The following is a 13,086-nucleotide window of genomic DNA, read 5'->3' as shown; positions in this document are numbered from 1 at the left end:
CTAGGCCGCCGGTTCCTGCTGGGTGGTGCAGTGGATGCCGCCACCACCCGCGGCGATGCCGTCGATATTGACCTGCACGATCTGCCGGTCCGGATAGAGCCGGGCCAGGGTGGCGCGGGCGGCCTCGTCGGCCTCGGCATCACCGAACTCCGGGGCGATGACCGCACCGTTGCACACGTAGTAGTTGATGTAGCCCGCCGCGAAATCGTCATTGGCGAATTCCTCGCGAACATCGACGGGGGCCTCGAGCACCTCGACCTGGAGCGTGTTGCCGTGCACGTCGGTCGCCGCGCGCAGGATGTCGAGATGCTTGCGGGTCACCGCGTAGTCGAAGGAATCCGGGTCGTTGTCCAGGCCGGCGACCACCACGCCCGGACGGACGAAACGGGCATAGAAATCGGTGTGCCCGTCGGTGATGTCGCGGCCCGCGATACCGGGTAGCCAGATCACCTTCTCGATGCCGAGCAGCCGATACAGCTCCTCCTCGACATCGGCCTTCTTCCAGCCCGGATTGCGATTGCTGTTCAGTACACAGCTTTCGGTGATGATGGCCGTGCCCTCACCGTCGACCTCCAGGCCGCCGCCCTCCAGCACCAGGTCGGTGTGCAGGAGTTCCACCCCGGCGCGTGCGGCGACGATCGAGGCGACCTCGGCGTCGTTGTCGTAATCCTGCTTCTCGCCCCAGCCGTTGAAGTTGAAGTCGACCGCGGCGCGGCCGGCTCCGACGACGAAGACCGGGCCGGTGTCGCGCATCCAGAGATCGTCGATCGCGGCTTCGATCAGCTCGACATCCGGGCCGGCCAGATCACGGGCCACGGCCATGTCGCTCGGCCGGACCAGCATCGACACCGGTTCGAAGCGGGCGATGGCCCGGGCGATCGCGCCCAGCGCGCGCTGGGTCTCGGGCACCAGCTCCGCGCCCCAGATGCCCGCGCTCGCACCGAAGGCCATCCAGGTGCGCCGGTGCGGATCGCCCTCCTCGGGCATCAGCCAGGCGCGGTCGTCGTCCCGGTCGCCCGGCTGCCCGCTCGGCGTTCCCGCCGAGTCGTCGGTGCCGCACGCCGCCAGCAGCGCACCGCCCAGAACAACCGTGCAGGCCTGCATGAACCGACGTCGTCGCATAGCGAAGCTCCTTGTTTCGCGGGCTCCCCGAATATAGCCAGAAAACCCTTGGCAACCACGAACATAATCTTGACTGAAAATTCAGTCAAGAGCTGTGGTGGTCGTTACCCTCCATGGCTGGTGCGCGGCCAAGTAACGGAGCGGCCGGCTAGTTCGGCGATGCGCACACGGCACGGTGGCCAGGGGCGTCGCAGGTTCGGTTCCGGCGGGCGGCTGCGGACCAGCTCGGCTCGGCTGGTGCGCCGGTCTGATGCCGGGCAGTGTGCCCGCGTGTGCGGGCGTGGAAACGACTGTGCCCCGCCGGAACTCGGCGGGGCACAGGGGGCTCGGGGCGGGTGTGCCGCCGTCAGGTGCAGCGCAGCAGTGCCGTGCGGAGGTTGCGGCCGCGAACATCGTCCAGGACCGCCATACCCAGGCGATTCATGGTGTAGCCGAAGCCGAGACCCGTTGCGGGGTCGGCGAATCCGAAGGAGCCGCCGTAGCCGGTGGTGCCGTAGGCGCGCTTGTCGGTACCGAACCGGAAGCTGCCGCGCGACTTCCGGAAGCCCAGGTGGTAGCGGCTCGGGGTGAGCAGCACGAGGTCCTCGGCGGGCACGTCGTCGGCGGTATCGGCGGCGGCCAGGCGGTTCAGCAGCTCGCGGTCGATGGGGAGTTCGCCGGTGTCGCCCGCGGCCGCGCCGTAGACGCGGGCCAGCGCGCGGGCGGTGCCCACGCCGCCGGCGCCCGGGCTCTCCACGGACAGGTACTCGCGGCGCGAGGCTCGCGCGGGCGCCCCGACCTGCGGGCTGTTCAGGGCGCGGAAGGACAGGCCGCGCTTGGCGTAGAGCTGAATGCCGATGCGCACCGGCAGATCTCGCTCGAAGCGCAGGATGTCCAGACCCTCGGTCGCGGACAGCGCGGCCACCCGGTCGAGCGAGATCTCTTCCGGCATCCCGATGTAGAACTCCAGGCCAAGCGGCTTCGCGAAATCCTCGGCAAGCACGCGGCCCAGGGTGCGCCCGGCCGGATCCACCCGGCGCAGCAACTCGCCCTGGTACAGACCGGCGGTGATCGGGTGGTAGCCGTGCCGGGTTCCGGGCCGCCACAGGGGTTTCTGCTCGGCGAGGGTCACCGCGAGCGCGTCCATGTCGGCCATGTCGCTCAGGCGCACCGGCTTGTCGAGCGCGGCCAGCCCGGCCTGATGATCCAGCAGCTGCCGGACGGTGATCGACTCCTTGCCGTGCGCGGCGAACTCCGGCCAGTACTTCGCCACCGGCGCTTCGTAGTCCAGCAGGCCGCGCGAGACCGCCGAGGCGATCACGAACGCCGTCACACCCTTGGTGGAGGACCAAACCGGGGTCATGGTGTCGCGCGCCCACGCCTTGGTGCGCTTGCGATCCCGATACCCCGCCCAGAGGTCGACCACCGGCCGATCCCCGGCGTAGACGGCCACGGCCGCACCGATCTCACCGTGCTGCTCGAAATTGCGCCGGAACGCATCGGCAACCGGCCCGAACCCGCTGTCCACCTCGCCGTGGACGGTGACCTGCTCACTCATGGTGAGACCGATCGTAGCGGTGCCCGTGATGCGAGGTTCGTCCGTCGGATCCGGCGCCTCGGTTCCGAGAGTGATCGGCCGCCGGCCTCGACGGCTGTTCAGCGGGTGGCGGTGGCCGGCAGGTCGAGTTCGTGGCGGGTCAGGAAATCGAGAATGGTGGTGTGCCAGGCGTCTGGGTGCTCGAGCATGAGGACGTGGCCGGCGGGGATCTCCGTGTACTCCGCGCCGGGGATCCGGGCGGCCAGATCGCGGGAGTTGGCGGGGTCGACGAGTAGGTCCTCGGTGGCGGCGATGACCAGGGTGGGGACGGACAGGGCGGGGAGGTCGGCGGTGACGTCGGCGGCGGCGACCAGGGCAGCCTGGGCCACGACGCCGCCGGGGATGTCGGTCGTGGCCTGGTCGATCATGTCGGTGATCTGTTGCGGGTCAAGCGCATTGGTGAACTCGGCGCTGAAGCCCGCCAGCAGGATCACGCGTGCGAAGGAGCCGGCGTCGCCCGCGGCGATCGTGCGCTGCCAGAGTTCGGCCGTCGCGCGGGCCCGGTGGTCGGCTCTGGCGAAGCCCGCGGCGAGGATCAACGCCCGTACCCGCTCGGGATACCGGGTCGCCGCGCGGATCGCGACCGCCGACCCCAGGGAGTAGCCGATGAGGGTGAAGTCGTCCGCGCCCGAGTCGACGGCGGCGTCGACGAGCGCGTCGGCCAGGGCGTCGAGATCCAGGGGCGTGTCGTCGGCCGGATAGTCCGAGCCGATCACGGTGTGACGCTCGCGCAGCAGGGGGATCAGCGAGCCGAAGTTGGCGTCTATGCCGCCGCCCGCCCCGTGGGCGAGCACGATCGCGGGGCCGGATCCGGATACGACGGTGGAGAGCGAAATGTTCGTCATGGCACGGACGTTAGGCATTGACATGGATGTGAAGGTCAACCCCGAACGCGGGAGGTCACAGTGCTGATCGGCGAACTCGCGCGCCGGACCGGCGTCCCCGCCCGGCTGCTGCGCTACTACGAGGAACAGGCGCTGCTCACCGCCCACCGCGACCCGAACGGCTACCGCACCTACGCGCCCGACGCCCCCGCCCGCGTAGCCCGCATCCGCGAACTCCTCGACGCGGGCCTGCCCACCCGCGACATCCGCGCCCTGCTGCCCTGCGTGACCGAGACCGGCTTCGAGCACTGCGACCACTCGCGAAAAGTCCTGCACGACGGCCTCACCCGCCTCGACACCCGGATAGCCGACCTGACCCACCGCCGCAACCTCCTCGCCGGGCACCGCGATCAAGCGGCCGCCGCCTCCGAGTAAACCGCCGCCGACGGCTCCGCCACGTCGCACATCGACCATGCCCACGCCCGCCCGGGCACCGCGGCACCCCGCCGTCACCTTGATGGCGGCCTCGGCCTGCTCCCGCGACTGCACGTTCACCAGCCGCATGTGCACCTCTCGCCGGATTCTGAGCGCTTGATAATTGCTGGGCAACGGGTTTCGAGGGTCTAACACGGGGTGTGGGAGCGGGGAGCGGCTGTATCAGCCGGTAGCGTTGGTTCGTGCCTGAACTATCCCGGATCGCCGGTTCGTTGCTGCGAACCAAGCCCGTCGAACAGCTCGCCTCCGACGGTGAGCACACCGCGTTGCGGCGGAGTATGGGGCTGGTGCCGCTGATCTCGCTGTCGGTGGGCGCGACGCTGGGGACCGGGATCTTCGTGGTGCTGGGGGAGGCCGCGCCGCTGGCGGGGCCGGCGGTGGTCATCTCGTTCGCGATCGCGGCGCTGGCCGCGCTGTTCTCGGCGCTGTCCTACGCGGAACTGGCGGGGGCGGTGCCGGTTTCGGGGTCCGCGTACTCGTACACCTACGCCACACTCGGGGAGATCATCGCGTGGGTGTGCGGCTGGTGCCTGCTGCTCGAATACGGGGTGTCGGTGGCGGCGGTGGCCGTCGGGTGGGGCGCGTACCTGAACGAATTCCTGGGATCGACCATCGGATGGCGCATTCCGGACGCGCTGTCCTCCGCGCCGAGCGAAGGCGGGATCATCAACCTGCCCGCGGCCGTGGTCGTGCTGATCGCGATGCTGGTGCTGCTGGACGGGATTCGAGAGAGCGCGCGGGTCACGACCGTCACCACGCTGATCAAGGTCGCGGTGCTCGTGTTCTTCGTGGTCGTCGCGGTGACCGCCTTCGACTCCGGCAACCTGCACCCCTTCGCCCCGGCCGGGGTCGCCGGCATCGGCGCGGCCGCCTCCATGGTGTTCTTCTCCTTCATCGGCTTCGACGCCGCCTCCACCGCCGGTGAGGAGGCCAAGAATCCGCAGCGTGACCTGCCGCGGGCGATCATCATCTCGCTCGGCATCGTGACTCTCATGTACGTGCTTGTCGCGCTGACCGCCGTCGCCGCGGTCGGGGTCGACGAGGTGAGCGGCTCTGGCGCATCGCTCGCCACCGTCCTGGAATCCGTGACGGGGAAGGGCTGGCCCGCAACCATTCTCGCCGCCGGCGCGGTGATCGCCATCGCGTCGGTGGTGCTCACCGTGCTGTACGGGCAGACCCGCATCCTGGTCGCCATGTCCCGCGACGGGCTCATGCCGCGGGTGTTCTCCCGCGTCGGAGTCAAACGGGTGCCGACCGTCAACACGCTCATCGTCGGCGGGGTGGTCGCGGTGCTGTCCGCGCTCGTGCCGCTCGGCGAGCTCGTGAACGCCACCAACATCGGCACCCTCGTCTCGTTCGGGCTGGTGAACATCGGCGTGCTGGTGCTGCGCCGCACCAAACCCGAACTGCCGCGCACCTTCCGGACGCTGGTGCCGCTGGTGCCCGCGCTCGGCGTGGTGATGTGCGTGTGGCTGCTCGCGCATCTGCCGGGCGTGACCTGGCTGGCGTTCCTGCTCTGGTCCTCGGTCGGGCTGCTCGTCTACTTCGGCTACGGCCGCCGCCGATCGCTGCTGAACAGGACCCAGCCGTCGGGCGGCGGCGATGACTCGTAGGCTCGACGGTGTGCGAGCGCTGGAGCAGATTCGAAATTGGCCGGTTCGGCACGCCGCGGCGGGCGTCGCGGTGCGCGGTAAGGGCGGGGTCGACGCCGAGGGGGAGACCGACCGCGTCTTCCGGCTCGCGTCGGTGACCAAACCCCTTGTCGCGTACGCGGTTCTGGTCGCGGTGGAGGAGGGCGCGGTCGAACTCGACCAGCCCGCCGGTCCGCCCGGATCCACCGTGCGGCATCTGCTCGCCCACACCTCGGGGCTGGCGTTCGACACCGACGAGGTGCTGGCCGAGCCGGGGGCCCGGCGCATCTATTCGAGCGCCGGATTCGAGGTGCTCGCCGATTTCGTCGCCGAGCAAACCGGAATCGCTTTCGGCCGCTATGTGCACGAGGCGGTTTTCGAGCCGCTGGGAATGACATCGTCCGTGCTCGACGGCCCGGCGGGGCATGCCGCGCGCTCGTCGGTCACCGATCTCCTGCGATTCGCCGGTGAATTGCTGGACCCGGTTGTTCTCAGTCGAGAATTGCTCACCGAGGCCAGCACAGTGCAGTTCCCGGACCGCAATGGAATACTGCCCGGCTACGGGTCGCAGCGTCCCAACGATTGGGGGCTGGGGTTCGAAATTCGCGACGACAAGCTGCCGCATTGGACCGGCGGGTCCAACTCGCCGGAGACCTTCGGGCACTTCGGGCAAACCGGCACGTTTCTGTGGGTCGACCCGGAAGTCGGCATAGCGTGTCTCGCGCTGGCGGACGAAAATTTCGGTGACTGGGCGCGCGCGGCGTGGCCGACCCTCAGCGACGCCGTGATCGCGGAGTTTGCGTAGAACGCCGACACGGCCGATAAGTAACACACGCAACACCGGACACTCCAGTAAGCTCGGGCATCGCTGGCTCGATGGGTCGTTGGGGAAGACGTCCCCGTCGGAGCCGGAGGTGTTAGTGGTGCGCGGATCGAATCAGTTCGCCGACGCGACGTCTGGTGTCGTCTACATCCACTCGTCGCCGGCCGCGCTGTGCCCGCACATCGAATGGGCACTGACCTCGACCCTCAAGGCGCCCGCGAAACTGCGCTGGACAGCGCAGCCCGCGGCGCCGGGAAATTTGCGCGCGACCACCGATTGGTACGGCCCGGTCGGTACCGGCGGACGGTTAGCCAGCGCATTGCGAGACTGGACCGTACTGTCCTTCGAAGTCACCGAGGACGCCAGCGAAGGCGTGGACGGCGAACGGTTCAGTTTTGTTCCCGGCCTCGGCCTCTGGAGCGGAGCGACCAGTGCGAATGGCGATGTCATGGTCGGAGAAATGCGCCTGCGCGCCATTGTCGAGCAGGCTCGCGACAATGGCCGGGGCTCGGCGAACGACATAGCCGCCGAGATCGATCGCGCCCTCGGCACGGCCTGGGACGACGCCCTCGAACCGTTCCGCTGGGCCGAAGAGGGGGCCGAGGTCACCTGGCTGCGTCGCGACGTGGGCTGATTCGCCGGTCGCCCGGCCCCGGGAGCTCCGCACCGATACCGTCGAACGTGCGTGTCGTGCACCGGAATCGCCCGGCGCGCGTCGAGAATCCGCTGGCGGGTATTCGGCAGATCGAGACAGGAGCTCACATGCGCACGGTCATCGGTTCATCGGCCATGGTGGTACTCGGCGCCGCGGCGCTGCTCGCGGCCGCGGGCTGTAGCGACGACTCGAAGTCCGAGTCCGCACCCGCCACCTCCGCCGCACAGCCTGCCCAGGACTCTCGGCCCGCCGCCCCCCTCGACCCGAAACTCCCGGTGGTGGACTGCGGCACCGGCCCGCTGGGCCTGGCGGTCGTCGCCTACACCCAGAAGGGCACGGAGTTCTGCGGCACGGCGCTGGCCGTCACCACGTCCTACACCGATGCCCGCAAGACCCAGGAGTCCGGAGACATCCCCGTCACCATCGAGAACGTGCGCTGGATCTGCGGTGAGCGCCAAGGGGATCCGAATCCCTTCCAGGAGTGCTCGAGCCAGAACGAGTCGGCGGACCGGATTCGACTCCAATCCTGAACGGGAGGCGGGGGCTCACCGCCCGGCGCGGCGCACCGCGACGAGACTGACGACCGCGAGCGCCACCAGGGTCACCCCGAAGATCGCAGGCGCGACCATGTAGTTGTCGATCGACACCGCGGCGGTGTTGGTATCGACAACCAGGCTCTGGGTGACCAGGAAGACCGTGAGCAGGGCGCCGCCCACCGCCCAGCCCAGCACGATCGCGCCGAAGATCCTGCGCGGCATCAGGAACGCGGCTGCGATCGGCACGACGGCGGCGAACAACGCGGCGGTGGTGAACTGCCAGGAATAGCCCGGGCTCAACGCCGCCCGCTCGTCGATCGGCGAATGCGCCAGCAGCAGCGCCGCCGAGCCCACCCCGCCCAGGATCGCGCCGGCGATTCCGAATCCGTCGCGCGGCGACCGGAACTCGATCTCTCGCCGCCATCCGGCCAACAGCGCGACCACCCCGGCGACGCCGCCCGCGACGATCAACGCCTGCCCGCCGACCAGCAGCTTGTATCCGGTCGCGACCTCGAGGTCCGAGCCGCTGCTCGCCATCCACCCGGGCAACGCGGCGAAGGCGATCACGCCCCACAATGCGGCCAGCCCGAATCCGATCAGCAGCGCCGAGCACACTTCCCGCCCGATTCGCCGGCCGAAAAGGACCTTCTGATCGCAGGCGAGCGCCCCCGTCACCACGGCCCCGAATCCGAGCGCGCGGACGTAGAAGTCGCCGTGGTTCAGCACGAGCCCGATGCCGTAGGGGTGCCCGTAACTTATGCCTTGATAGCTATAAATCGCGAAGGTCTCACCCCCGCTCCACAGCGCCAGTACCCCACCGAGCAGAACCGCGATCCCCGACACCCAATTGCAGATTCGGACAAACCTCTCCCGATTGGGAGTAGTTGGCACCGGCACGGCCGACTCGGCTGTGGCCGGGGCATTTCCGCTTGGCGCGCCGGGAGGCCCGGGCATCGGTGTGCGGGCGGCGGAGTCGCTGCGGTCGGGTGGGTAGGGGAGGGTCTCGTCGTGTTCGGCGGTTGGGAGCGGGGTGGGGTCCGGCGTGGGTCGTGGGCCGGATTGTTCGGTGGATGCGGGGGATCCGGGGGTGGTGGGGCGGCGGATCCGGGTCGGGTGGGTGGCCTGGTCCAGGACCGCGCGGGCTGCGGTCGCAAGGTCGGTACAGGTGGGGTAGCGGTTGCGGGGGTCTTTCGCGAGGGCCGTGGCTATCACGTTGTTCAGGGCCGGGGGGAGGTCGGGGCGCAGGTCGGTGGGGCGCGGGGGTGGAGTGTGCATGTGGGCGGCGATCACGGGGGCCGGATCGCGGTGGGGGAAGGGCTTTCGGCCGGTGAGGATCTCGTAGAAGGTGCAGCCGAGGGAGTAGATGTCGGCGCGGTGGTCGGCCGGATCGCCGTTGAAGCGTTCGGGGGCCGTGTAGGCCAGGGTCGCCACCAGGTGGGTGACGGTGAGGGAGTCGTCGAACGCGCGGGCTATCCCGAAATCCGAGAGCACCGCGCGATCGGCGTCGTCATCGCTGCGATCGATGAGGATGTTCGCCGGTTTCACATCGCGGTGCAGGATGCCGTGCCGGTGCGCGTAGTCCAGGGCGCGGGCCGCGTCGGTGAGCAGGTGCACCGCGACCTCGGCCGGCACGTGCCCGCGCGCGGCGGCCATGAGATCGGCGGCGTCCCCGCCGTTGACGAACTTCATGCAGATCCACGGGTTCTCGTCGTCTGGGCCGCTGCGGTCGTAGATGGGCACGATGTGCGGATGCTCCAGCCGCGCCACCAGCGCGGCCTCGCGATCGAACCGCGCGCGCACGCCCGCGTCCCGGGCCGCGTCGTCGTTGAGGATCTTGAGCGCGATACGACGTTCGAGGCGCGGATGCCCGGCGAGATACACCCGGCCCATGCCGCCCACGCCCAGTTCGCGTTCGATCGTGTACCCGGCGAAGACCGCCCCCGGATCCAGCCGCATAGCGCCGCCTCCGCCGAAATTCCCTGTGCCAGCGAGAAAACCCTACGCCCCCGACGCGTGCGGGGCAGGGGATCGGCTCGAGGCCGCCGCCGCACCGGCAGGCTCGGCGGACGGGCGGCGACCCCGAGGACGCGAACGACAGCGATGGCCGCTTCGTCCCGGTTCCACGCGGGGCATCGGGATCGAGCGGCCGTGACCGCGTGTCGTAACCCGCGCGAACGACAGTGGGCGGCCTCCGAGGAGACCGCCCACCGTCGTGCCGTAAGTGCTTACAGCGGAATGTTCTTCAGGTGGCTCGGCCGGGACGGCGCGGCGGCCAGGGCCGCGGCGATGACCGACCGGGTCTTGGCCGGATCGATGATCTCGTCGACCACGCCGATGGCCACGGCCCGTTCCACACCGCCCGCGATCTGCTCGTGCTCGACGGTGAGACGCTCGATCAGCGCCTCACGCTCGGCCTCGGGCGCGGCGGCGATGGCCTTCTTGTGCAGAATGCCGACCGCGGCCTTGGCGCCCATGACCGCGACCTCGGAGCCCGGCCAGGCATACACCGCGGTCGCGCCCAGCGAGCGGGCGTTCATGGCGATGTAGGCGCCGCCGTAGATCTTGCGGGTCACCAGGGTAACGCGCGGGACGCGGGCCTCGGCGAACGCGTGCAGCAGCTTCGCGCCGCGGCGCACCACGCCCTCCCACTCCATGCCGACACCGGGCAGGTACCCCGGGACGTCGGTCAGAACCACCAGCGGAATGCCGAACGAGTTGCACAGGCGCACGAAACGCGCGGCCTTCTCGGCACTCTCGGAGTTGAGGCAGCCGCCCATGCGAATGGGGTTGTTGGCCAGCACGCCGACGGTCCGCCCGCCGAGGCGGCCGAGGCCGGTGACGATGCTGCGGGCGTAACCGCCCTGCATCTCCTCGAAAGTGCTTTCGCCGTCCACGTTGTCGAGCAGCTCGTGCACGATCGGCTTGACGTCGTAGGCGCGCTTGGCCGACTCGGGCAGCATGGCCTTGAGGTCGACGTCGCCGTGCGCGGCGGCGGTCAGATCGAATTCGCCCTGCTCGGCGAACATCGAGACCAGGCGACGGCCTCGATGCATGGCATCGGCCTCGTCGTCGGCCACGATGTGGCAGACGCCGGACTTCTTGCCGTGGGTGACCGGCCCGCCCAGGGTCGCCATATCCACGTTCTCGCCGGTGACCGAGCGAACCACGTCGGGACCGGTGACGAAGATACGGCCTTCGGGGGCCATGATCACGATGTCGGTGAGTGCCGGACCGTACGCGGCGCCGCCGGCGGCGAAGCCGAGCACCACGGAGATCTGCGGGACGAGACCGGACGCGCGGACCATGGCCTCGAAGACCAATCCGACGGCGTGCAGGGCCTCGACACCCTCGGCGAGCCGGGCGCCGCCCGAATGCCAGATGCCGACAACAGGAGTCTTGGAGTCGATCGCGGTATCGATCGCGTCGACGATGTGCTTGCAGCCCTCCACGCCCATCGCGCCACCCATGACGGTGGCGTCGGAGCAGTAGGCGATGGTGCGCACGCCATCGACTTCGCCGATCGCGGCGAGCACACCCGACTTGTCACGGGGATGCAGCGGAAGAACGGTGCCGGGATCGAAGAATCGCTGCAACCGGCCCAGCGGGTCGCGGGGATCGGTCGCGGTATCAGCATGAGCGGGGGCCATTATGGTCATCGCAAACTCTCCTCTTGGTAAGGAAGTGCGGTCGCTGAGAGCGGCTGCGAAATGTCGAAGTCCCGGCGGGAAGTTTCTCGTGGGGAGCCCAGTGGGTGCGGGTTCCCCATCAGAAGTCCCCGCCGGGACCACTTGTCTTACGAACCGGCGCTGATCCGAGTCGTGTTACCGACTCGGAGATGCGTCAGTACCGGCCGAAGGCGAGCGCGACATTGTGCCCACCGAAACCGAAAGAGTTGTTGATCGCGTACTCGATGTCCTGACGACGAGCTTCGCCGTGCACGACATCCAGGTCGATCTCCGGATCCTGGTTCTCGAGGTTCAGCGTCGGGGGGACGATGCCGTCCCGAACACTGAGCACCGTGAGCACCGACTCGAGAGCGCCGACGGCGCCGATCGAGTGGCCCAGGGCGGACTTGGGCGCGTAGACCGAGGCGTGCGAAACGCCTGCCTTGTGAATCGCGTTCTTCTCCGCGAGGTCACCGATGGGGGTGGCCGTCGCATGAGCGTTGACGTGGGTGATGTCCTTGGGGGACAGACCCGCCGTCTGGATGGCCCGGGTCATCGCGCGACCCGCGCCGGTGCCCTCCGGATCCGGCGCCACCAGGTGGTAGCCGTCCGAAGTGATACCCGCGCCCATCAATCGGGCGTGGATGGTGGCACCACGTGCCTTGGCGTGCTCCTCGGTCTCGAGGACCATGAGCGCGCCCGCCTCGCCGAAGACGAAGCCGTCGCGATCCTTGTCGAAGGGACGCGAGGCGCCCTTCGGATCGTCGTTGCGGGTGCTCATCGCACGCATCATCGAGAATGCCGCGATCGGCACCGCGTCGATGAAACCTTCGACGCCACCGGTGACGACCATGTCGGCGTCACCCATGGCGATCATCCGCCACGCGTTGGCGATGGCCTCCGAACCCGACGAGCACGCGGAGACGGGAGTGATCACTCCTGCCCGGGCCTTGAGTTCGAGACCGACGACAGCCGACGGACCGTTCGGCATGACCATCTGAACAGCCAGCGGCGAGATCTTGCGATAGCCGCCGTTCTTCAGCTTGTCGACCGAGTCGATGAGGGCGTCGCCGCCGCCGAGACCGGTTCCGATGGCGACACCCAGTCGCAGCGGGTCGATCTCCGGCGTGCCGGCGTTCTTCCACACCTCACGACCGAGGATCATCGCCAGCTGCTCGACATAGGCGAGCCGCCGGCATTCGACCCGGCTCAGCAGGGTGTCCGGCCGAACCTTCAAGTGACCACCGATACGGACCGGGAGGTCGTACTCGGTGATGAAGTCATCCTCGAGAACGTCGATGCCGCTCTCGCCGTTGAGGAGGCCCTTCCACGTCGCATCGACGTCACCGGCGATCGACGTGGTCGCCGCCATGCTGGTTACGACGATGTTGGGGAAGTTCCCGTTCAAGGTGGAAGGAGTGGTCACAGTTCGGTCCTACTCGCTTCCGAACTTGGCCTTGAGCTCGCTGGCCGCATCGGCGTTCTCGGCCTCGAGCTTCTGGATGTACGACACGGCGTCGCCGACGGTCTTCAGGCTGGCGAGATCCTCGTCGGGGATCTTCACGCCGTACTTGTCCTCGGTCTGAACGGCGATCTCGACCATCGAAAGGGAGTCGATGTCCAGGTCGTCGACGAAGGACTTCTCGATCGTGACCTCGGAGGGCTCGATACCGGTCACCTCTTCGATGATCTTGCCAAGCTCTTCGACGATCTGTTCCTGGGTCAAAGCGGCCACTGTGGTGGCTCCCTTCATATTCCT

At 68.8% G+C, this 13,086-nt stretch carries 12 protein-coding genes; 5 read left to right on the top strand and 7 right to left on the bottom strand.

The features are described 5' to 3' along the window. From ACFVBH_RS38915 to ACFVBH_RS38905, 3 genes are all read right to left on the bottom strand, one after another. A complete protein-coding gene (locus tag ACFVBH_RS38915; protein ID WP_379011166.1) occupies nt 1-1,122 on the bottom strand; it encodes an agmatine/peptidylarginine deiminase in 1,122 nt (373 codons plus the stop codon). Nucleotides 1,123-1,468: 346 nt separating this feature from the next. Beyond that, entirely contained in the window at nt 1,469-2,659 is a 1,191-nt protein-coding gene (locus tag ACFVBH_RS38910) for a serine hydrolase domain-containing protein (RefSeq protein ID WP_379011163.1), read from the bottom strand. Nucleotides 2,660-2,757: 98 nt separating this feature from the next. Continuing rightward, complete coding sequence (locus ACFVBH_RS38905) at nt 2,758-3,543, bottom strand: alpha/beta fold hydrolase (protein ID WP_379011161.1); 786 nt, start codon at nt 3,541-3,543, stop codon at nt 2,758-2,760. Between the two features lie 60 nt (nt 3,544-3,603). Between ACFVBH_RS38905 and ACFVBH_RS38900 the strand changes: the two genes are divergently transcribed. From ACFVBH_RS38900 to ACFVBH_RS38880, 5 genes are all read left to right on the top strand, one after another. Next, complete coding sequence (locus ACFVBH_RS38900) at nt 3,604-3,957, top strand: MerR family transcriptional regulator (protein WP_379011158.1); 354 nt, start codon at nt 3,604-3,606, stop codon at nt 3,955-3,957. Between the two features lie 242 nt (nt 3,958-4,199). Beyond that, complete coding sequence (locus ACFVBH_RS38895; protein WP_379011154.1) at nt 4,200-5,630, top strand: amino acid permease; 1,431 nt, start codon at nt 4,200-4,202, stop codon at nt 5,628-5,630. 10 nt (nt 5,631-5,640) lie between these two features. Next, nucleotides 5,641-6,453 carry a serine hydrolase domain-containing protein gene (locus tag ACFVBH_RS38890; protein WP_354989764.1) on the top strand — a complete coding sequence of 271 codons (813 nt, stop codon included), beginning with the start codon at nt 5,641-5,643 and terminating at the stop codon, nt 6,451-6,453. A 118-nt stretch (nt 6,454-6,571) separates the two neighbouring features. Further along, the gene (locus ACFVBH_RS38885; RefSeq protein ID WP_354989783.1) at nt 6,572-7,105 is read left to right on the top strand and encodes a DUF3145 domain-containing protein; all 534 of its coding nucleotides are present in this window, start codon (nt 6,572-6,574) and stop codon (nt 7,103-7,105) included. A gap of 128 nt (nt 7,106-7,233) precedes the next feature. After that, nucleotides 7,234-7,656, top strand: a complete 423-nt coding sequence (locus ACFVBH_RS38880) for a hypothetical protein (RefSeq protein ID WP_354989763.1) — start codon at nt 7,234-7,236, stop codon at nt 7,654-7,656. Nucleotides 7,657-7,671: 15 nt separating this feature from the next. On the opposite strand, the gene ACFVBH_RS38875 is transcribed toward ACFVBH_RS38880, so the two are convergent. From ACFVBH_RS38875 to acpM, 4 genes are all read right to left on the bottom strand, one after another. Further along, entirely contained in the window at nt 7,672-9,618 is a 1,947-nt protein-coding gene (locus tag ACFVBH_RS38875) for a protein kinase (protein ID WP_379011152.1), read from the bottom strand. Between the two features lie 269 nt (nt 9,619-9,887). After that, nucleotides 9,888-11,318: a carboxyl transferase domain-containing protein gene (locus ACFVBH_RS38870; protein WP_354989761.1), complete on the bottom strand. Its 1,431-nt coding sequence runs from the start codon at nt 11,316-11,318 to the stop codon at nt 9,888-9,890. Between the two features lie 184 nt (nt 11,319-11,502). After that, nucleotides 11,503-12,753 (bottom strand): KasA/KasB family beta-ketoacyl-ACP synthase, encoded by a 1,251-nt coding sequence (locus tag ACFVBH_RS38865; protein ID WP_354989760.1) that lies wholly within the window; start codon nt 12,751-12,753, stop codon nt 11,503-11,505. A 9-nt stretch (nt 12,754-12,762) separates the two neighbouring features. Beyond that, a complete protein-coding gene (gene acpM / locus ACFVBH_RS38860; RefSeq protein WP_354989759.1) occupies nt 12,763-13,080 on the bottom strand; it encodes a meromycolate extension acyl carrier protein AcpM in 318 nt (105 codons plus the stop codon). Between the last annotated feature and the right edge of the window lie 6 nt (nt 13,081-13,086).

Source organism: Nocardia sp. NPDC057668 (assembly GCF_042799795.1).
In the GTDB taxonomy this organism is placed as follows: domain Bacteria; phylum Actinomycetota; class Actinomycetes; order Mycobacteriales; family Mycobacteriaceae; genus Nocardia.
This window is presented reverse-complemented; position numbering and strand designations above follow the sequence as displayed.

What these genes read in the sequence shown, in the direction of transcription:
- ACFVBH_RS38915 (WP_379011166.1), bottom strand. Translation starts at nt 1,122, where the DNA reads ATGCGACGACGTCGGTTCATGCAGGCCTGCACGGTTGTTCTGGGCGGT.
- ACFVBH_RS38910 (WP_379011163.1), bottom strand. Translation starts at nt 2,659, where the DNA reads ATGAGTGAGCAGGTCACCGTCCACGGCGAGGTGGACAGCGGGTTCGGG.
- ACFVBH_RS38905 (WP_379011161.1), bottom strand. Translation starts at nt 3,543, where the DNA reads ATGACGAACATTTCGCTCTCCACCGTCGTATCCGGATCCGGCCCCGCG.
- ACFVBH_RS38880 (WP_354989763.1), top strand. Translation starts at nt 7,234, where the DNA reads ATGCGCACGGTCATCGGTTCATCGGCCATGGTGGTACTCGGCGCCGCG.
- ACFVBH_RS38875 (WP_379011152.1), bottom strand. Translation starts at nt 9,618, where the DNA reads ATGCGGCTGGATCCGGGGGCGGTCTTCGCCGGGTACACGATCGAACGC.
- ACFVBH_RS38870 (WP_354989761.1), bottom strand. Translation starts at nt 11,318, where the DNA reads ATGACCATAATGGCCCCCGCTCATGCTGATACCGCGACCGATCCCCGC.
- acpM (WP_354989759.1), bottom strand. Translation starts at nt 13,080, where the DNA reads ATGAAGGGAGCCACCACAGTGGCCGCTTTGACCCAGGAACAGATCGTC.